The organism is Nocardioides ginsengisoli, assembly GCF_039537225.1.
GTDB classification, from domain to species: Bacteria; Actinomycetota; Actinomycetes; order Propionibacteriales; family Nocardioidaceae; genus Nocardioides; species Nocardioides ginsengisoli.
This window is the reverse complement of the sequence record NZ_BAABAC010000027.1, coordinates 13,550-30,847: the sequence shown is the minus strand read 5'-3', so window position 1 is coordinate 30,847 and position 17,298 is coordinate 13,550. Positions and strand designations below refer to the sequence as shown.

The window sequence follows — 17,298 nt, the reverse complement described above, 5'->3', positions numbered from 1 at the left end:
TCAGACGATATAGAGGACGATCGTGCTGCCCTTGCGCACCCTCGCCCCGGCGCCGGGGTCGGTGCTCCAGGCGGTGCCGCCGGTCAGGTAGATCGACGCGTGCTCGGTGCGCACCTTGAGGCCGAGGCCCTCGAGCAGGGCGACGGCGTCCTGGGTGTCCTTGAGCCGGATGCCGGGCACGGTGACGAACGGCTTGCCCTTCGACACGACCAGGTTGAGGGTGTCGCCCTTGTAGAGCGTGCCGGTCTCGGGGTCCTGGCTGATGACGCGGCCCTCGGGCACGACGTCGTCGTAGGTCTCCTTGATCTCGACCTTCAGCCCGCGCTTCTCGAGCACCTTCTCGGCACGCTTGGCGTCCTTGCCGACCCAGCTGGTGATCTTGATCGGCTTCTTGCCCTTGCTGACCACGAGGGTGACGACGGTGCCGACGGGCAGGTTCTTGCTCTCCGGGGTGCCGTAGGACGGGGAGCTGCCGATCACCTGCCCGGCCGGGACGGTGTCGGACCACTTCTCCGACACCTGGCCGGTCTCGAACTTCACCGCGGCCAGGGCCGCCCTGGCGGCGTCGAGGGTCAGATGCGCGACCTGCGGGACGTCGTAGCGCTCGGGGCCGAGGGAGACGACGATCGTCACCTCGCCGCCGGGCAGGATCCGCGCGCCGGGACCGGGGTCGGTGGAGATCACCTTCCCCTTCTCGACGGTCTCGGAGTAGACCGGATCGCCGGTGCGGACGGCGAGCCCGGCGTGGTCGACCTTGGCCTGGGCCGCGGCCGAGGTCAGCCCGATCACGCTCGGCGTCGAGGTGTAGCGGCCCCAGCCCAGCCACCAGCCGCCGGTGCCGGCGATCGCGACGAGCAGGGCGAGCACGACGACCCACACCAGGCCGCGCCGGCTGCGGCGCGGTCGCTCGGGGCGCGGCGGCCGCGGCGCGCGCGGACCCACAGGGGTGGGCGGCGGCAGCTGCTGGCTGCGGATCACGGACGTCGGCTCGCGGTCGCCCGCCGCCCACAGCGTGCTGACCGGCTCGGGGGTGGTGTCGTCCTCGACCTCGGGCGACTCCGGCGCGGCGACCCGGCCGCTGGGCAGCAGGTCGGCGACCAGCTCGGGGTCGTCACGGACGCCGTCGCGCAGCGCCTGCGCGACCCGGTGGACCTGGTGCAGCAGCACCGCGGCGTCGGCCGGGCGCAGGCTGGGGTCGCGGGTGGTGGCGCGGGCGACCAGCGCGTCGACGTACGCCGGGATGCCGGGCACGAGCGACGACGGCGCCGGGACGTCGTGGTGGACGTGCCGGTAGGCGACCGCGATCGGCGTCTCGCCGGTGTGGGGCTTGGTGCCGGTGAGCAGCTCGAACAGGATCACGCCGGCGGCATAGACGTCGGCGCGCGCGTCGGCGCGCTGCTCGACGACCAGCTCGGGTGCGAGATAGGAGACGGTGCCGATCAGGACGCCGTTGGTGGCGGTGTGCTGGGTGTCGGCGCTGACCGCCTTCGCCAGCCCGAAGTCGGCGACCTTGATCCGGCCGTCGTCGGCGATAAGGACGTTCTCGGGCTTCACGTCGCGGTGGATCAGCCCCGCGCGGTGGGCCGAGGCGAGGGCCGAGAGGATCGGATCGAGCAGCGCCAGCGCCTTCTCCGGCGACAGCGGCGCCTCCTTGCCGATGGTGTCGCGCAGGGTGTGGCCCGGGACGAACTCCATGACCAGGTAGATCGTGCCGTCGGCGTCGTCGCGCCCCTGGTCGTAGACCGCCACCACGTGCGGGTGGGACAGCCGGGCCGCGGCCTTGGCCTCGCTCACGAACCGGCGGGCGAAGGAGTCGTCCTGCTGCGTCGTACCGTCGCCGAGGCCGGGATGCATGATCTTGACGGCGACCGTGCGGTCGAGCCGGGTGTCGATCGCCTCGTAGACGCTGGCCATCCCGCCGCGCGCGATCCGTGTGCCGATCCGGTAGCGGCCGTCGAGGAGGCGGCCGAACTGGTGGTCCTCGGTGCGCCGCGAGGGGTCGCCGGACCGCGCGGCGGTCTCGCCGCGGGCGCGCTGGTCGTCGTGCACAGCGACCCTCCTGTGCATGTTCTTCTGGACCGGACGGGGAAGTTGACCGGAGCGACCATCGTACGGGTGGCCCCCACGACCGCGCGGAGGCCACGCCGACGGGGCTTTCGCCGCGGGATTGGGGGAGGATGGCGTCATGACCGAACCGCGACTGGCTGACCACGACCTCGCTGCCCTCGTCGACGACTGGCTGACCTGGGACGAGGCCGCGGCCCAGCTCGGCGTGACGCCCGCGAAGGTCCGCACCCTCGTGCGCGAGCACCAGCTCGCCGCCGCCGTGCCCGGTGACGGTCGCCCACAGGGCGTTCCGGCCCTCTTCCTCGTCGACGGCGAGCCGGTCAAGGGCCTGCCGGGTCTGCTCACCGTCCTGCACGACAACGGCTACGACGACCGCGAGTGCATCGCCTGGATCTTCCTCGACGCCGACCTCCCCGGCCGGCCGATCGACGCGCTGCGCGAGAACCGCGGCTCCGAGGTCAAGCGCCGCGCGCAGGCGCTCGGGTTCTGACCGCGATGCCCCGTCTCGGGCGGCGTTCGCGGCAGGTCGCCTCGGCGGTCGTCACCGTCGTCCTGCTGCTCGGGGTGTGGTGGCTGCAGAGCCGCGGCTCCGACGAGCCGGCGGCGCGCGACACGTCCTCGCCGTCCGGTGCGCCGGCGAGCATGCCGAAGGCCGACGGCGACGGCGTCCCGTACGTCGCGCTGGCTGCGCTGCCGCGTGAGGCGCAGGCGACGGTCCGGCTCATCGACGACGGCGGGCCGTTTCCCTATCCGGGCAAGGACGGCTCCACCTTCGGCAACTTCGAGGGCGTGCTGCCCCGCAAGCCGCGCGGCTACTACGCGGAGTACACCGTGCCCACGCCGGGCGCCTCGACCCGCGGCGCCCGCCGGATCATCGCGGGCGACGGCGGCCAGCTGTACTGGACCGCCGACCACTACCTGACCTTCGCGCGGATCTGGAGGTGACCCGATGAGTGGACTCGCCGCCGTCCTCGCCGGCCGGCATGTGCCCGGCGTCCACCGCTGGGAGTCGGCGCTGCCGGTCTCCGACGTCCGGCGCACCGTCGAGCACGCGGGCTGGGCCTTCGGCCACGTCGACGGCGCCGGCCTCGACGCCACCGACGCGGTGCTTCGCGCGATCGGCGACGCGCTGGCGTTCCCCGACTACTACGGCGTCAACCTCGATGCGCTCCGCGACTGCCTGCGCGACCTGCCCGGCCCCACGGTGCTGCTGTGGGACGCCTGGGGCGGCTACGCGCGCGCCGAGCCGGAGCGGTTCGCGGTGGTCGCCGAGATCCTGGGGGAGGCGCGGCTCGAGGTGCTGCTGCGCGGCCCGGGACCCGACGGCCTCCCGACGCTTCAGTAGGCCCGGCGGGTGGCCGCCGTGGCGAGCTGCTCGAGGACGGCGCACGCCTGCGCGTCCCAGCCCGCCTCGGCCTGGCCGCGGCGCATCGCCTCGATCGCCTGCGTGGCCAGGTCGTCGATCATCGTCTCCACCTGGGCGCGGGCGCCGCAGCCGTCGATGATCGCGCGCAGCTCGGCGACCTCCGTCTCCGAGAGAGCGGTGCCGAGGGCGGCGTCGAGCCGCTCGGCGTCCGCCGCGGGCGCGGCGTCGAGCGCCCGCGCGACGAGGACGGTCCGCTTGCCCTCGACCAGGTCGTCGCCCGCCGGCTTGCCCGTCGTCGCCGGATCGCCGAAGACACCGAGGACGTCGTCGCGCAGCTGGAAGGCCTCGCCCAGCGGCAGGCCGAAGGCGGTGAGCAGGTCGAGCGTCGCGGCGTCCGCGCCGGCGAGGGCGGCGCCGACGTGGATCGGACGCTCGATGGAGTACTTCGCCGACTTGTAGCGCAGCACGGTCATCGCCTGCTCGACGCTGGCGCGGCCGCGGGCCTGCACCGAGACGTCGAGGAACTGGCCCGCGATCACCTCGGAGCGGCACAGGTCGAAGACGTCGAGCGCCGGGCCGACCCGGTCCCACCCGAAGCCGGAGTGGCGGATCAGCTCGTCGGCCCACGACAGCAGCAGGTCGCCGAGCAGGATCGCGGCCGCGGCGCCGTACTGACGCGGGTCGCCGCGCCAGCCGTCGCTGCGGTGCTCGGCCTCGAACGCGCGGTGCGTCGCGGCCCGGCCGCGGCGGGTGTCGGAGGCGTCCATCAGGTCGTCGTGGACCAGGGCGCTGGCGTGCAGCAGCTCGAGCGCGGCCGCGGCCCGTCGTACGGACTCGGCGTCGGCGCCCGAGGGCGCGCCCGCGATCGCGGCGAATCCCCAGTGGCAGAAGGCCGCACGGAACCGCTTGCCCCCCGACACGGTCACCCGCGCCTCGGCCAGCAGGCGGGCGGCGTCGTCGCCGAGTGGCGCGAGCCGGTCCTTCTGCGTGGCGAGGAAGCTGTCGAGGGTGGCCTGGACCTCGGCGCGGAAGGCGGTCGGGTCCCATGCGGGGTTGGTCACGTGATGAGCCTAATGTCGAGTGGATTCCGCGAGATGCCGGGTCCCGAGGGGCTCGCGCCTCCTAGACTCCGCGCCATGACGACTGGTGCCGGACGCTCCCTCGGCGAGATCATCCGCGAGGGCGGGCGATCCTTCTCGTTCGAGTTCTTCCCCCCGAAGGACGAGGCGGGTGAGACGCAGCTCTGGGACGCGATCCGCGCCCTCGAGCCCTACCAGCCGACCTTCGTGTCCGTGACCTACGGCGCCGGCGGCAGCACCCGCGACAAGACCGTCGCCATCACCGGCCGCATCGCCCGCGAGACCTCGCTCGTCCCGATGGCCCACCTCACCTGCGTCGGCCACACCCGCGCCGAGCTCGAGTCGATCCTCGACGCGTACGTCGCCGAGGGCGTCAGCCACGTGATGGCGCTGCGCGGCGACCCGCAGGAGGGTCCGCGCGCCGCGTGGACGCCGACCGAGGGCGGCCTCAACTACGCCGTCGACCTGGTCGACCTGGCCCGCTCGCGCGGCGACTTCCGGGTCGGCGTCGCCGCCTTCCCCGAGGGCCACCCGTCCGCCGCGTCGCTCGACGCCGACGCCGACGTCCTGGTCGCGAAGGCCCGGGCCGGCGCGGAGTTCGCGGTCACCCAGATGTTCTTCCGTGCGTCCGACTACTTCGGGCTCGTCGAGCGGGTGCGCGCCCGCGGCGTCGACATCCCGATCCTGCCGGGCATCATGCCGATCCTGAACCTGAGCGCGATCCGCCGCCAGGGCGAGCTGATCGGCACCAGCGTCCCCGACGACGTCGTCGCTCGGATCAGCGCCTACGACGGAGACGCCGCCGCCGTCCGGGCCGAGGGCATCAAGATCGCGGCCGAGCTGTGCGACGAGCTGCTGGCCGGGGGTGCGCCGGGCCTGCACTTCTACACGCTCAACCGCTCCAAGGCGACGCTCGAGATCTTCGAGGCGCTGCAGATCACCGTCTGATCGTCTGACGCGAGCGAAGCGAGCCTGTCAGACGAAACAAGAAGGCCGGCGAGCGAAGCGAGCTCCTTCCGGGCGCTGGCGCGCCCGGGTCGCCGAAGGCGACTATGCGGGCGCTGGCGCGCCCGGGTCGCCGAAGGCGACTATGCGGGCGCTGGCGCGCCCGGGTCGCCGAAGGCGACTATGCGGGCCCGATCAGCTGCGCGACCAGCGCGGCCGAGAGAGTCGCGAAGGGCACGCCCGCGCCGGGGGCGGCGTGGGCGCCGGCGGCGTAGACGCCGGCGATCGGCGTGGCCGGCCCCAGCCGGTGCCGGACCGTGCCGCGGCCCTGCCACAGCACGCCCATCGGCGATCCGCGCCACTGCTCGACGAGGTCGCGCGGCGACAGGTCGACGCGGGTGACGACATTCTCGCGGACGTCGATCTTGTGGCGGGCCAGCGCGGTGAGCAGGTCCTCGGCGATCTTGCCGCGGCCGTGGATCGTCCAGGCGGTGCCGCCGTCGGGCGCGATGCCGCCCGGGCGGACCGTGAGCATCGGCTCCTCGTGGATGACCAGCTCGTGCTCGATCGGCGGCACGTCGCCGACCATCCCGATGTGGGCCACCACGGGCGGGATCGCGGGCATCGTCTTCTCGACGTACGGCGCGAGCGCGGGCAGCCGCCGCGGGTCGACCGCGACGACCACGGCGTCGGCGTCGGCGTCGCCCTCCGCCGTGTGGACGGCGACCGCGCGGCCGTCGCGCACCACCAGGTCGCGGACGTCGACGCCGGTGCGCACCTGCACGCCGCGGGTCGTGAGCCGCGCCTGCAGCAGGTAGGCGATCCGCCCCATCCCGCCCGGCACCCGCCAGCCGCCGAAGCACTGCTCGAGATAGGCGTCGACGCCCACCCATGAGGGCACGTTGCGCAGATCGTGGCCCTGTGCGATCGCCGGATAGCCGGCCACCAGCGCGAGCCGCTCGTCGCGGAAGGCGTGACGCAGCCGCTTGTGCAGCGTCTCGCGGATGTTGAACAGCGAGTCGAGCTCCTTGGGCAGCGCGCCCTTCGTGTACGGGTCCCACGGCGCCTCCACGTAGTGGCGGCGCAGCAGGTCCCAGACCGGGCCGTAGATGTCGACGTGGGTCGCCCACTTCTCGCCCAGGCCCGGCTCGAGCTCGTCGAACGCGGTGATCTGGTCGGCGCGGGAGCCGCCGGGCAGCCGCACGGACGTCCCGTCGGAGAAGCGGTGCTCGCGCAGCACCGGCAGCGGCTCGAGGTCGGCGCCGAGCTCCTTCTCCAGCGGCCGTCCCGACTTGCGGAACAGGTCGCGCAGCGCGGCCGGCAGGAGCGTGGACGTCGGGCCGGCGTCCCAGACGTAGCCCTCGTGCTCGACCGGCGCGAGCGCGCCGCCGAGCTGGGGGGAGGCCTCGAGCAGGGCGACCTCGTGACCGAGCTTGGCCAGCCGGGCGGCCGCGGCCATGCCGCCGAGGCCGCCGCCGACGACGACGATGCGTGTCACGGATCAGTCCTTCGCGACGTCGATGGGCTCGGCGCCGGTCATCGCGAGCAGCTCGTCGTAGGTCGTGGAGAAGACGGCCGCCGGGTGGCCCGCCGCCGCCCACACCACGTCGTAGCGCTGCAGCCACGAGTCGAGGTACGTCGGCACCGGCGCGGGATGGCCGATGGGGGAGACCCCGCCGATCACCTGACCGGTGTGCTCGCGGACGAACTCCGGCTTGGCGCGGCGCAGCGCCGGCCCGCCGATCGTGGTGCGCACCAGCTCGACGTCGACCCGGTGCGCGCCCGAGGTGAGGATCAGCACGGGGTTTGCGTCGGCATCGAAGAGCAGACTGTTGGCGATCGCCCCCACCTCGCAGCCGAGCGCCTCGGCGGCCAGTGCGGCGGTGTGGACCGAGTCGGGCAGAATGACGATCTCGCCGGTGCCACCCCGGCGCTCGTGCTCGCCGCGGAACCGGGTGATCGAGGGATGCTCGGCCGACATGGGGCTGACCTTATCCACCCCGACCCGACCCCCACCCCTGGAGGAACCATGACCAAGCGCCCGCCCGCCGTACGGCTCGCCTGCTGGCTGCTGTGGTTCATGGTGGGGGCCGGTCTGCTCGTCTGCGTGCTGGTCGTCGTCCAGCGCGACGAGCTGGGCTCGGTGTGGTCGCCGATGCAGGTCGGCGACAGCACGGTGCAGCCGGTGGAGTTCGTGCCGGTCATCCTGGTCCTCTACGGCGTCATCGCCTGCCTCGCGCTGACCCTGGTCGCCCTCTTCCGCGCCGGCCTCAACTGGGCGCGCCATTCGCTGGCAGCGATCTCGGCCGGTGTGGTGGTGATGGCGATCGCCACGGTCCGCACCAACCCGCCGACGCTGGTCGACGGCATCTCCATCGCGGCGGCGGTCGTCGCCGCGGTGACCCTGGTCTTCCTGTGGCACCCCCAGAGCCGTGACTACGTCCGGTCGTTCTCGCCGCGGGCGCTGCGGGAGGCGGCGGCCCAGGAGGCGGCCCAGGAGGCGGCCCAGGAGGCGGCCCAAGGCGCGGCCGAGGCGGCCGCCGAGGGCGCCGAGCAGCCCGTGGAGGCGTCGGCGACGGAGGCTCCCGCCGACTCTTGACGTTGTGTCGGAGGGCGGGTGTACCTTCGGATTGTTCGAACATGTGTTCGAACGCCATTCCGAAGGAGACCCCGCCGTGGCCCCGCACAACGCACCCTTCACGCCCCACCCGCACGCCCTGCCGGCGACGACCCACAACTACCTGCTCCGCTCCGCCGAGTCGCTGAGCGAGGCGGTCGCCGCCGGTGACGTGCCGACGCGCTACGCCTGCGCCCACGTCGCCGCGCTCCGCGCCGCCGCCGCGCTGCTGGCCGCCCGGGCCCGGCCGACAGCGCCGGGGCGCCGCCGCGGCCAGAAGAACGCCTGGGTCCTGCTCGCCGAGGTGGCGCCCGAGCTGGGCGAGTGGGCCACCTTCTTCGCGGCCGGCGCCACCAAGCGCGCGGCGGCCGAGGCCGGCTCCTCGCGGGCGGTGACCGAGCGCGAGGCCGACGACCTGGTCCGCGACGCCGACCGCTTCCTCGCGGTGGTCGAGCACGCGCTCGGTCTCGCGCCCCATCTGACCTTCGGCGACCAGCTCGCCGGGCGCCACGCGGTCTGAGCACGGTCGGGCAGCGGGTCGCCGGGGCAGGGGAACGGAGGATCAGTAGTGTTCGGCGCATGGCCTCTCGCGAGCAGCGTGGATCGGTCCGGACCGCGGTGGTCTGGGACGCCCTGGAGTCGGCGTTGGCGGGTGCTCCGCGCGACGTGGTCGACCTGGGCGGCGGCACGGGTGGGTTCGCGGTCCGGCTCGCGGAGTCCGGGCACCGGGTCCGGGTGGTCGACCCGAGCCCCGACGCCCTCGCCGCGCTGGCGCGGCGCGCCGACGAGGCCGACCTCGCCGTCTCCGGTCTCCAGGGCGACGTCTCCGAGCTGGTCGAGGTCGTCGGCGCCGGCAGCGCCGACGTCGTCCTGTGCCACGGCGTCCTCGAGGTGGTCGACCCCGCCCTCGCGCTCGACCGCATCGCCCAGGTGCTGCGCCCTGGCGGCCTGCTCAGCCTGGTCGTCGGCCAGCGCCACGCGGCCGTCATCGCCCGCGCCATGGCCGGTCACTTCCAGCAGGCGCGTGGGCTCCTCGACGACCCGGCCCCCGTCGACGCCCGCACCGGCCGCCGGTTTACGGCCCCGGAGATCGAGGAGTTGTTGGCCGCGGCAGGCTTCACCGGCGTCACCGTCCACGCGGTCCGGGTCTTCGCCGACCTGGTCCCCGCGGCGATCGTCGACTACGAGCCCGGCGCCGCCGCGGCGCTCGTCGACCTGGAGCGCGCGGTCGCCCAGCGCCCCGAGTACCTTCCCCTCGCCACCCAGCTGCACCTGCTCGCCACGCGCGCCTGACGCCCGAGCGGCGCCATGAGCGCCGCGGTCGGGCCGGGCGAGCGGCCCCACTGCCCGATCCTGCACGTCGACATGGACGCCTTCTATGCGTCGGTGATGATCCGCGACCGGCCCGAGCTGCACCACGTGCCGGTAGTGGTCGGCGGCGGCCACCGGGGTGTGGTGTTGTCGGCCAACTATCCGGCGCGACGGTTCGGCATCCGCTCGGGCATGTCCGGCACCGAGGCGCGGCGGCTGTGCCCGCAGGCAGTGACGATGCCGCCCGACTTCGGGCTGCTGACGCCGGTGTCCAAGGCGATCATGGAGACCTTCCGCACCATCACCCCGGTCGTCGAGGTGACCTCGCTCGACGAGGCCTTCCTCGACGTCCGTGGGGCGGTCCGGCTGTTCGGGCCGCCCGAGGCGATCGCCGCCCGGATCCGCTCGCGCATCCTCGCTGAGCACGGCATCACCTGCTCGGTCGGCATTGCCGCGTCGGTGTCGGTAGCCAAGCTCGCCAGCCGCAAGGCCAAGCCCGACGGGGTCCGGGTGATCACGCCCGAGCGGTTCGTCGCGGAGGTGCATCCCCTCGACGTCGGCGACCTGTACGGCGTGGGCGAGGCCACCCGCCTGCGCCTGCACCGTCTCGGGCTGATCACGGTGGGCGACGTGGCCGCGCTGCCCGTCGACCAGCTGCGCCGGATGCTCGGCAACCATCTCGGCGCCCACCTGCACGCGCTGGTGTGGGGGCTCGACCGCACCGAGCTGGTGCCGGGCGGGGCGGGCGTGTTCGGGTTCGGCGAGGGCGAGCCCGAGGGCAGCATGGGCGCCCAGCACACGCTCGCCGTCGACCTGCGCGACCGCGCCGGGCTGCGCCGCGAGCTGCTCCGGCTGACCGCGCGGGTGCTGGCGCGGGTGCGGGGCGCGCAGCGGGTGGGGCGCACGGTGACGGTGACCGTCCGGTTCTCCGACTTCACCACGGTGCAGCGCTCGCGGACCCTGCCCGAGCCCACCGACGTCACCCAGGAGGTCTACGCCATCGCGGTGGTGCTGCTCGACGGCCTGCTCGACGAGCGCCATCCGCCCGGCTCGTCGTACCGGCCGCCGGGGGTGCGGCTGGTCGGCGTCCGGGTCGAGGGGCTGCGCCACCTGCGCGAGGGTGACGGGCGCCAGATGGCGCTCGGCGAGCGCGATCCCGGCTGGCCCGACGCCGATCGGGCGGTCGACCGGGCGGTGGGTCGCTTCGGCACCGCGGCGGTGCGCCGGGCCAGTCTCCTCTGAGGCGTCACAGGGGCCGGAAGGACTATTTCGGGGGACTCCCTACCCCCGCTGGATCTGGCTGCCTACACTTGGAGGAAGGTCAAACAAGGCGTAGCGATACGCCTCGCACGTGTCGGAGGAACCGGTGCCACTCTCGGAAGAGGAGCTGCGACTGCTGGAGCAGATGGAGCGCGCCCTCAGCGAGGAAGACCCGAAGTTCGCCTCGACGCTGCGCGGCACCACTCTGCGCCAGGCCGCCCGCCGCCGCGCCATCATGGCCGGCGTGGTGTTCGCCGGCGGCATCGCGGTGATGATGGGCGGCGCGGTCAGCCACCTGTGGCCCGTCGGCATCGCCGGCTTCCTGATCATGCTGGCCTCGGCCACCATCCTGCTGAGCTCGCTGCGCGGTCAGCGCGGCGGATCCGCTCCGCACGTGACCTCCCACCCGTCCGGCTTCGGCGTCGTCGACGGCGGGCGCCGCCACCACGGCCACCACGGCCGGGGTCGCTCGCACGGGGGCTTCATGGACGCGCTGCAGGCGCGCTGGCGTCGTCGCCGCGACGGCGGCTACTTCTGAGTCCGCATCGCTGTCCCATCACTCTGACCCACCACCGCTGAGCCATCGGGGCGCTCACGGCCCTGTACCTGACGCCGTTCGTGCGGCGTACTTCCTGACGGAAACTTGCGCTTCCTGACGGTTGCAACGGGCAGGAAGCGCAGGAATCCCCGCTGAAGCGGGGATTCCTGCAGCAGCGTCAGGCGCTGAGCCGGCCCCACGCCGGGCGGGCCATCTGCGTCTCGGGGGGAAACCGCCTACCGGGTGAACCGGCGGGTCAGCGTGCCCCAGGTCGACCGGGGGACCCAGCGCGCCCGACGCCGCGCCTGCGGCGTCACGCCCGCCTGGAGCGCGGCGACCACCAGCGCGGAGTCGTCGGTGAGCGTCGCCGGTCCGGCCAGGGTGGCGACCCCGCCCGAGGGTGTGGCCGAGGCGGCCGAGGCGGCCGAGGTGGCCGGTCGGGCGTAGCGCAGCCGCTCGACGGCGCGCACCACCCGCTCCAGCGCGTCGGCGGCCTCGGGGGCGACGTCGGCGCCGGTGCGGGGGCGCTCCTGCGGCGGCTCGGCCGGGTCGCCGAGCCGGTCGACGAGGAGGGTCCCGATCTCGCGGGGGGAGCGGCCGTCGGGCCAGGGCAGGCCGAGGTCGATCGCCGAGGCGCGCAGCTCGGCCCAGATCTGCTCGGGGTCGCCGGCGAGGCGGCGGGTGCGGGTCCGGGCTCGGACGGAGCGCGGGCCGGCCAGGGCGGCCCCGGCGAGGAGCAGGATCAGCAGGGCGACCCCGCCGACGACGACGATCGTGGAGGGTCCGCTCTCCTGCGTGGTGACCTTGCCGCCGTTGGTGGTGTCGACCTCGGGGCGACGGTGCGGTCTCGGGCCGGTGGTCGCGCCGGTGGCGCTGCCGGTGGGCGGCTGGCTGCTCTGCGAGGGGAGTCCGCCCGGCTCGTTGGAGCCGCCGTCGACCGGCACCCGGCTGTAGGCCGGCACGCTGTCGACCCGGCCGGCGGGCGTCGGCTCGAAGCGCACCCAGCCGGTGCCCTCGAAGTAGAGCTCGGGCCAGGCGTGCAGGTCGTGGCTGCTGTACTCCCAGATGCCGTCGCCGAGCGGCTGCGGCTGCAGGAAGCCGACCGCGACCCGGGCCGGGATGCCGAGGATGCGGGCCATCACGGCCATCGCGGAGGCGTACTGCTCGCAGTAGCCGACCCGGCCGCTGCGTGCGAGGAAGGTCTCCAGGGTCTGGTTGCCGGTGCCGTCGGGGGCGCGCCGCAGGTCGTAGCGGAAGCCGCCGTCCTGACGGAACCAGCGCTGCAGCAGCAGCGCCCGCTCGTAGTCGTCGCTCGCGCCGCGGGTCACGCTCTGCGCGAGCGAGCGCGCGATCGTGGGGACACCGGTCGGCACGCTGAGCAGCTCCTGGGGGACGTCGCCCGTGCGCGCGTTGCCGAAGAAGCGTCCGTCGGTGCCGTAGTCGAGGTTCAGCCCGACCATCGTGTAGCTCAGCCCCCGGGTGTCGAGGTCGCCCTTCGCGGCCAGGAAGTCCATCGTGGTGGGGTCGTAGCGCCAGTCGCCGGTGGCGGTGACCGAGGCCGCCGGGAACTGGGTCGGCAGCCAGGTGGAGTCGAAGTCGTCGCCGACGTCGACCTGGTAGCGGTACTTGGTGAACGGCACGTCCTGCGACAGTCCCTGCGGGCGGGGGAGCGGACCGTCGGCGACATCCTTGCTCGCGACATTGCGGTCGCCGCTGCTCCACTCGTCGCCGGTGTAGCGGTTGAGCACCGACACCCGCAGGTACGACGGCGACGGGTCGTTGGTCTTGATCCGGATCAGCGGCACGTCCTTGCCGCGCTCGAGATCGCGGCGCATGTCGACGAGCGGCTTGCGGATCTGGATGTCGCCGTTGCCGTTGCCCTTGCCGAGGTGCAGCAGGTCGACGCCGAGCACCGGCACGAACGCCGGCACGATGAGCGCGAGCGCGGTGGCGGTGATGCCGATCCGGCCGGCGCCGGCGCGCATCGCCTCGACGACGGGGTGGCCGTGCCAGAGGGAGTCCTCCTCGGGGCCGACCGGGCGGCCCCAGCGGGTCAGGTGCTCGCGGGCCTCGAGGTGCAGCAGCACGAGGAAGCCGGCGGCGGCGCCGACGAAGCTGGTCCACTGGGGGCCGTCGTCGAGGAAGCCGCTCGGCACCGAGTAGACGGCGAGCAGGGCGAGTCCGGCGCCGGGCACGCGGCGGTAGGTGCAGGCGACGATGTCGACGAGGACGATGAACGCCGCGCCCGAGGCGAACAGCAGCGGCCAGACCGGCGGGACGTGGATGCCGATCGGGGCGGCGTACTGGCGTGCGGTGTCGACGGAGGTGCCGAGGGCGTTCCACAGCTCGTGGGCGGCGCCGCCGATCGGCAGCAGCGAGCCGGTGATCTCGTGGGTGACGATGACGGTGGTGAGCAGCAGCTGCACCAGCGCCGTGGCCCAGCGCGGCGTGCCGGACCAGCGCAGCAGGCTGCCGGAGCAGGCGAGCAGGAAGGCGAGCAGCGCGAGCGGCTTGAGATAGCTGCTCTGGACGACGACGAAGCCCGACCAGGCGGTCAGCGCCAGCCAGGTGGTGACGGCGGCCACTACGCTGAGGAGGAAGGCGGGGCCGAAGGGCTCACTGCGGCGGCTCATCGCAGCGTCCCTCCGCGGACCGGGGAGCGGCCGAGGTCGCGCCAGGCCGCGTCGAGCTGGTCGCGCGGGCCAAGCCCGGCGGCGCGCCACGACATGGAGAGCAGGGGAGCGGCGGCTGCGGCCGGTCCGGGGCTGACCCGCGTCGGCGACCACTGGTCGACGTCGAGCACGAGCGCGATCGCGGCGCCGGCGTCGTGGCGGATCCGGCGCAGGGCGGCGGTGTCGCCGTCGAGGAAGCCGCCGAGGACGGCGACCACCACGCCGCCGCGCGCCGACTCGCCGGACCAGCTGAGGTCGAGCCGCGAGCGGTGGCTCTGGGTGAGGGTGGCGAGCTCCTCGAGGGCCGCCTCGGCACCCTCGGCGGCGCCGCCGTCGGCCGTCGCCAGCCGGACGGCGTACCCGTGGCGCTCGAGGTGGACCGCGACCGACGCCGCGGCGATGATCGCCGACTCGAGGCTGGAGGCGGGTCCCTGGCCGCGGTGGGCGAGGTGCCGGTTGTCGAGGAGCACGGTGGCGTGCGCCTCCCAGGGCTGCTCCTCGCGGCGCACCATCAGGTCGCCCATCCGCGCCGAGCTGCGCCAGTGGACGCGGCGCAGGTCGTCGCCGCGGCGGTACTCGCGGACGCTGACGTCCTCGGCCGAGCCGGCGGCGAACGCCTGCGGCCGGTGCTCGCCGGCGCCCTGCCAGCCGCCGGACAGTGGGATGGCGGGCAGCGCGATCACGCGCGGGGTGACGGTGAGCTGGACGGTGCCGCCGATGGTGCGGCGCTGCTCGACCAGGCCGAAGGGATCGACCATCCGGGCGACCAGCGGGCCGATGACGTAGCGGCCGCGGATGTCGGAGCGGACCGGGTAGGAGACGGTCCGCTCCCAGGTGCTGCCGAGGCCCTGGAGGACGAAGCGCGCGCGGCCGCCGAGCGCATAGGGCAGGGAGTCCTCGACCAGCAGCGCGCCGTCGGAGCGGCGCCGATCGCTGGCGATGGTGAGGTCGATCCGCGCCGTCTCGCCGGCCCGCAGCAGCCGCGGCCACACGGTCCGGCTCACGGTGGGATCGTGCCGGCGACGGCCGACCACGAAGGACGCGAGCAGCGGCAGCGTGACCACGAGGATGCCGACGCGGGTCAGCGCGGGCTGGCCGAAGAGCACGGCGCACACGACCGCGGTCGCCCCGGCGGCGACGAAGGCGCGTCCGCGGAGCGTCAGTGAGGACAGGGCACGGCGCACGGGATCTCCCGTCACGAAGTGCCGGAGAAGCCGGAGCCGTCGGGCACCGGCACCTGGGCCGCGATGCCCTCCAGGATGGTGGCCACGCTCCGGCCACCGACGGCGGCCTCGGCGCTCGGCAGCAGGCGGTGTGCGAGCACCGGCTGGGCCAGGGCACGCAGGTCGTCGGGCAGCACGTAGTCGCGGCGGTGCAGCGCCGCGCGGGCCTTGGCGGCGCGGACCAGGTGGAGGGTCGCGCGCGGGGAGGCGCCGAGCAGCAGCTCGGGGCTCTGGCGGGTGGCGGAGGTCAGCGCGACGGCGTAGCGCTGGACCGCGTCGGAGACGTGGATCTGGCTGACGATCGCGCACAGCTTGCGGATCTCGGCGCTGTCGGTGACCGGCTCGAGGTCGTCGAGCGGGCTGATCTCGCCGTGGTTGGCGAGCATCGCGATCTCGGCGGCCGGCACCGGGTAGCCGATCGACACCCGCGCGAGGAAGCGGTCGCGCTGCGCCTCGGGCAGGGGATAGGTGCCCTCCATCTCGACCGGGTTCTGGGTCGCGATCACCATGAACGGCGACTCGAGGTGGTAGGTGACGTTGTCGACCGTCACCTGGCGCTCGGCCATGCACTCGAGCAGCGCCGACTGGGTCTTGGGGGAGGCGCGGTTGATTTCGTCGCCGATGACGATATTGGCGAAGACGCCGCCGGGGCGGAACTCGAACTCGCGCGTCGACTGGTTGTAGACCGACACGCCGGTGATGTCGGACGGCAGCAGGTCGGGCGTGAACTGCACCCGGCGCACCGTGGAGTCGATGCTGCGGGCCAGCGCCTTGCTCAGCATCGTCTTGCCGACGCCGGGGACGTCCTCGAGCAGCAGGTGGCCCTCGGCGAGCAGGACGACGATCGCCGCCGCGACCACCTCGCCCTTGCCCTCGATCACCTTCTCGACGTTCGCCTGGATGCGGGCGGCGACCCGGGCGACGGTGTCGACGTCGGTGCTCCCGGGCGAGGCCGGTGCAGGGGCGCTGGACGACGTCTCCACGGCGATGACTTCCTCTCGATGCTGCTGGGGTGGGCACACCCTAGAACAGGGTGCCCAACCGGCGCGGCCCGCCGGCGCGGATCTTCCCCTCCATGGTCCTCCCTTCTCCCCAGGACGCGCGACGCCGATCTCTCCCCACCGGCGCTCCACCTCTCCTCCACCGCCCTCCACCCCGCTCCACCGCCGCTCTCAGGCGGCTGACCTGGGGTTTTTCGGGCGCGGTGGGGTGACACGACCGCGAAAACGGGCGATTCGGTGGTTGACGGTGGGGGAAAGTGGAGTAGTGTGGGGGAAAGTGGAGGAAAGGTGATCCACGTCGACCTGCTGGGGGTGCCGGATGCTCTTCATGGGCACCTACACCCCGAAGCTCGACGACAAGGGCCGCCTCTTCCTTCCGGCGAAGTTCAGGGATCGACTGGCGGAGGGCCTCGTGGTCACACAGGGACAGGACAAGTGCCTCGTCGTCTGGCCGACCGATGTCTTCGCCGAGGAGGCCGAGCGGGCAGCCGCCCGGCCGATGACCAACCGCGCCGCCCGGCGCTACGCCCGGGTCCTCTTCGCCGGCGGCGACGAGAGCACTCCGGACAAGCAGGGGCGGATCGGAATCCCGGCCCACCTCCGGGAGTACGCCGACCTCGAGCGCGACGTGGTCGTGATCGGCGTCCGTGACCGCCTGGAGATCTGGAACCCGGCCGCCTGGCGCGAGTTCCAGCTCGAGGCCCTGGAGGAGTTCGCCGACCTCGACGAGGACGACGACTGATCCGCACGCAATACCAGGCACCACCACCACCACCACCACCGCGGCGGCGGCACTAGCACCAGCACCAGCAGCAGCACTGACAACACAACAGCGGATCCGCAGGACGAGGTCTCAGCCCGCTCCCGCTCCCGATCGCTCCCGGCGCATCGCCACCTGTAGCACCTTCCCCGGCCACAGGCGGCACCCGCGCCCGAGCACCCCGCCTTCTGGGGCACCTTCCCCGGCGCCAGACGGCACCCCGAACAACTCGGGCCGGGAGCGGGCAGGGACCTGGCTCTGCGGATCCGCTCTCCATTTCCCAGGGTCGAGGGGTCGAAGACATGAGCGTGGTCCGCACACAGCCGCCGGAGGCATCCGGTCAGCGTCGTGTGCGCGAGCAGGCCCGCGACGCCGTCGCCCTGATGGCCTTCTCCGCAGCGGTCTCGGTCGGCTGCGCCCTCCTGCTCCTGCTGACCCCGGTCGCGGGGCGCTGAGGAC

General features: G+C 73.8%; 17 protein-coding genes and 1 pseudogene. 11 read left to right on the top strand and 7 right to left on the bottom strand.

All coding sequences use genetic code 11. The annotated features are described in order from the left end of the window. Complete coding sequence (pknB, locus tag AB4880_RS16120; RefSeq protein WP_367920240.1) at positions 1–2,049, bottom strand: Stk1 family PASTA domain-containing Ser/Thr kinase; 2,049 nt, start codon at positions 2,047–2,049, stop codon at positions 1–3. A 136-nt stretch (positions 2,050–2,185) separates the two neighbouring features. On the opposite strand from pknB, the gene AB4880_RS16115 reads away from it, so the two are divergent. From AB4880_RS16115 to AB4880_RS16105, 3 genes are read left to right on the top strand one after another with little or no spacing between them, the layout of a single operon-like run. Next, on the top strand, positions 2,186–2,557 hold the full coding sequence (locus tag AB4880_RS16115) for an Rv2175c family DNA-binding protein (RefSeq protein ID WP_367920239.1): 372 nt from the start codon (positions 2,186–2,188) through the stop codon (positions 2,555–2,557). Between the two features lie 5 nt (positions 2,558–2,562). Further along, the gene (locus AB4880_RS16110) at positions 2,563–3,012 is read left to right on the top strand and encodes a guanyl-specific ribonuclease (protein WP_367920238.1); all 450 of its coding nucleotides are present in this window, start codon (positions 2,563–2,565) and stop codon (positions 3,010–3,012) included. Between the two features lie 4 nt (positions 3,013–3,016). Beyond that, the gene (locus tag AB4880_RS16105) at positions 3,017–3,412 is read left to right on the top strand and encodes a barstar family protein (RefSeq protein ID WP_367920237.1); all 396 of its coding nucleotides are present in this window, start codon (positions 3,017–3,019) and stop codon (positions 3,410–3,412) included. Here AB4880_RS16105 and AB4880_RS16100 read toward each other — a convergent pair. Continuing rightward, positions 3,406–4,494, bottom strand: a complete 1,089-nt coding sequence (locus AB4880_RS16100; RefSeq protein WP_367920236.1) for a polyprenyl synthetase family protein — start codon at positions 4,492–4,494, stop codon at positions 3,406–3,408. The two genes, AB4880_RS16105 and AB4880_RS16100, sit on opposite strands and share 7 nt — an antisense overlap. 75 nt (positions 4,495–4,569) lie before the next feature. Here AB4880_RS16100 and metF point away from each other — a divergent pair, with 75 nt between their 5' ends. Continuing rightward, entirely contained in the window at positions 4,570–5,460 is an 891-nt protein-coding gene (metF, locus tag AB4880_RS16095) for a methylenetetrahydrofolate reductase [NAD(P)H] (RefSeq protein ID WP_367920235.1), read from the top strand. Between the two features lie 178 nt (positions 5,461–5,638). Here metF and AB4880_RS16090 read toward each other — a convergent pair whose 3' ends face one another. Further along, positions 5,639–6,955: a phytoene desaturase family protein gene (locus AB4880_RS16090; protein ID WP_367920234.1), complete on the bottom strand. Its 1,317-nt coding sequence runs from the start codon at positions 6,953–6,955 to the stop codon at positions 5,639–5,641. Positions 6,956–7,060: 105 nt separating this feature from the next. Next, positions 7,061–7,438: pseudogene (locus tag AB4880_RS16085) on the bottom strand (YbaK/EbsC family protein); the annotation flags it as partial. 48 nt (positions 7,439–7,486) lie between these two features. Between AB4880_RS16085 and AB4880_RS16080 the strand changes: the two are divergent. The 5 genes from AB4880_RS16080 (at position 7,487) to AB4880_RS16060 (ending at position 11,183) form a co-directional block, all read left to right on the top strand. After that, on the top strand, positions 7,487–8,056 hold the full coding sequence (locus tag AB4880_RS16080) for a hypothetical protein (protein WP_367920232.1): 570 nt from the start codon (positions 7,487–7,489) through the stop codon (positions 8,054–8,056). 76 nt (positions 8,057–8,132) lie between these two features. Then, complete coding sequence (locus tag AB4880_RS16075; RefSeq protein WP_367920231.1) at positions 8,133–8,594, top strand: SAV_6107 family HEPN domain-containing protein; 462 nt, start codon at positions 8,133–8,135, stop codon at positions 8,592–8,594. Between the two features lie 59 nt (positions 8,595–8,653). After that, the gene (locus AB4880_RS16070) at positions 8,654–9,367 is read left to right on the top strand and encodes a methyltransferase domain-containing protein (RefSeq protein WP_367920230.1); all 714 of its coding nucleotides are present in this window, start codon (positions 8,654–8,656) and stop codon (positions 9,365–9,367) included. Between the two features lie 15 nt (positions 9,368–9,382). Then, positions 9,383–10,627, top strand: a complete 1,245-nt coding sequence (gene dinB, locus AB4880_RS16065) for a DNA polymerase IV (RefSeq protein ID WP_367920229.1) — start codon at positions 9,383–9,385, stop codon at positions 10,625–10,627. A 124-nt stretch (positions 10,628–10,751) separates the two neighbouring features. After that, positions 10,752–11,183, top strand: coding sequence for an SCO2097 family morphological protein (locus AB4880_RS16060; RefSeq protein ID WP_367920228.1), 432 nt, complete (start codon positions 10,752–10,754; stop codon positions 11,181–11,183). A 236-nt stretch (positions 11,184–11,419) separates the two neighbouring features. Here the strand turns inward: AB4880_RS16060 and AB4880_RS16055 are convergent, their stop codons facing one another. The 3 genes from AB4880_RS16055 to AB4880_RS16045 are packed head-to-tail and all read right to left on the bottom strand — an operon-like array spanning position 11,420 to position 15,980. Further along, the gene (locus AB4880_RS16055) at positions 11,420–13,816 is read right to left on the bottom strand and encodes a transglutaminase TgpA family protein (RefSeq protein WP_367920227.1); all 2,397 of its coding nucleotides are present in this window, start codon (positions 13,814–13,816) and stop codon (positions 11,420–11,422) included. Then, positions 13,813–15,039, bottom strand: coding sequence for a DUF58 domain-containing protein (locus AB4880_RS16050; RefSeq protein WP_367920226.1), 1,227 nt, complete (start codon positions 15,037–15,039; stop codon positions 13,813–13,815). The genes AB4880_RS16055 and AB4880_RS16050 overlap by 4 nt, the downstream gene beginning before the upstream one ends. An 11-nt stretch (positions 15,040–15,050) precedes the next feature. Beyond that, entirely contained in the window at positions 15,051–15,980 is a 930-nt protein-coding gene (locus AB4880_RS16045) for an AAA family ATPase (RefSeq protein ID WP_367920256.1), read from the bottom strand. A 418-nt stretch (positions 15,981–16,398) separates the two neighbouring features. Here AB4880_RS16045 and mraZ point away from each other — a divergent pair, with 418 nt between their 5' ends. After that, a complete protein-coding gene (gene mraZ / locus AB4880_RS16040; RefSeq protein WP_367920225.1) occupies positions 16,399–16,821 on the top strand; it encodes a division/cell wall cluster transcriptional repressor MraZ in 423 nt (140 codons plus the stop codon). Between the two features lie 320 nt (positions 16,822–17,141). Then, a complete protein-coding gene (locus AB4880_RS16035; RefSeq protein ID WP_367920224.1) occupies positions 17,142–17,294 on the top strand; it encodes a hypothetical protein in 153 nt (50 codons plus the stop codon). The last annotated feature ends 4 nt before the right edge of the window (positions 17,295–17,298 follow it).

Bases quoted from the DNA above. Each gene is read 5' to 3' on its own strand.
- AB4880_RS16115 (WP_367920239.1), top strand. From the start codon at position 2,186: ATGACCGAACCGCGACTGGCTGACCACGACCTCGCTGCCCTCGTCGAC.
- AB4880_RS16110 (WP_367920238.1), top strand. From the start codon at position 2,563: ATGCCCCGTCTCGGGCGGCGTTCGCGGCAGGTCGCCTCGGCGGTCGTC.
- AB4880_RS16105 (WP_367920237.1), top strand. From the start codon at position 3,017: ATGAGTGGACTCGCCGCCGTCCTCGCCGGCCGGCATGTGCCCGGCGTC.
- metF (WP_367920235.1), top strand. From the start codon at position 4,570: ATGACGACTGGTGCCGGACGCTCCCTCGGCGAGATCATCCGCGAGGGC.
- AB4880_RS16080 (WP_367920232.1), top strand. From the start codon at position 7,487: ATGACCAAGCGCCCGCCCGCCGTACGGCTCGCCTGCTGGCTGCTGTGG.
- AB4880_RS16070 (WP_367920230.1), top strand. From the start codon at position 8,654: ATGGCCTCTCGCGAGCAGCGTGGATCGGTCCGGACCGCGGTGGTCTGG.
- dinB (WP_367920229.1), top strand. From the start codon at position 9,383: ATGAGCGCCGCGGTCGGGCCGGGCGAGCGGCCCCACTGCCCGATCCTG.
- AB4880_RS16055 (WP_367920227.1), bottom strand. From the start codon at position 13,816: ATGAGCCGCCGCAGTGAGCCCTTCGGCCCCGCCTTCCTCCTCAGCGTA.
- mraZ (WP_367920225.1), top strand. From the start codon at position 16,399: ATGCTCTTCATGGGCACCTACACCCCGAAGCTCGACGACAAGGGCCGC.
- AB4880_RS16035 (WP_367920224.1), top strand. From the start codon at position 17,142: ATGAGCGTGGTCCGCACACAGCCGCCGGAGGCATCCGGTCAGCGTCGT.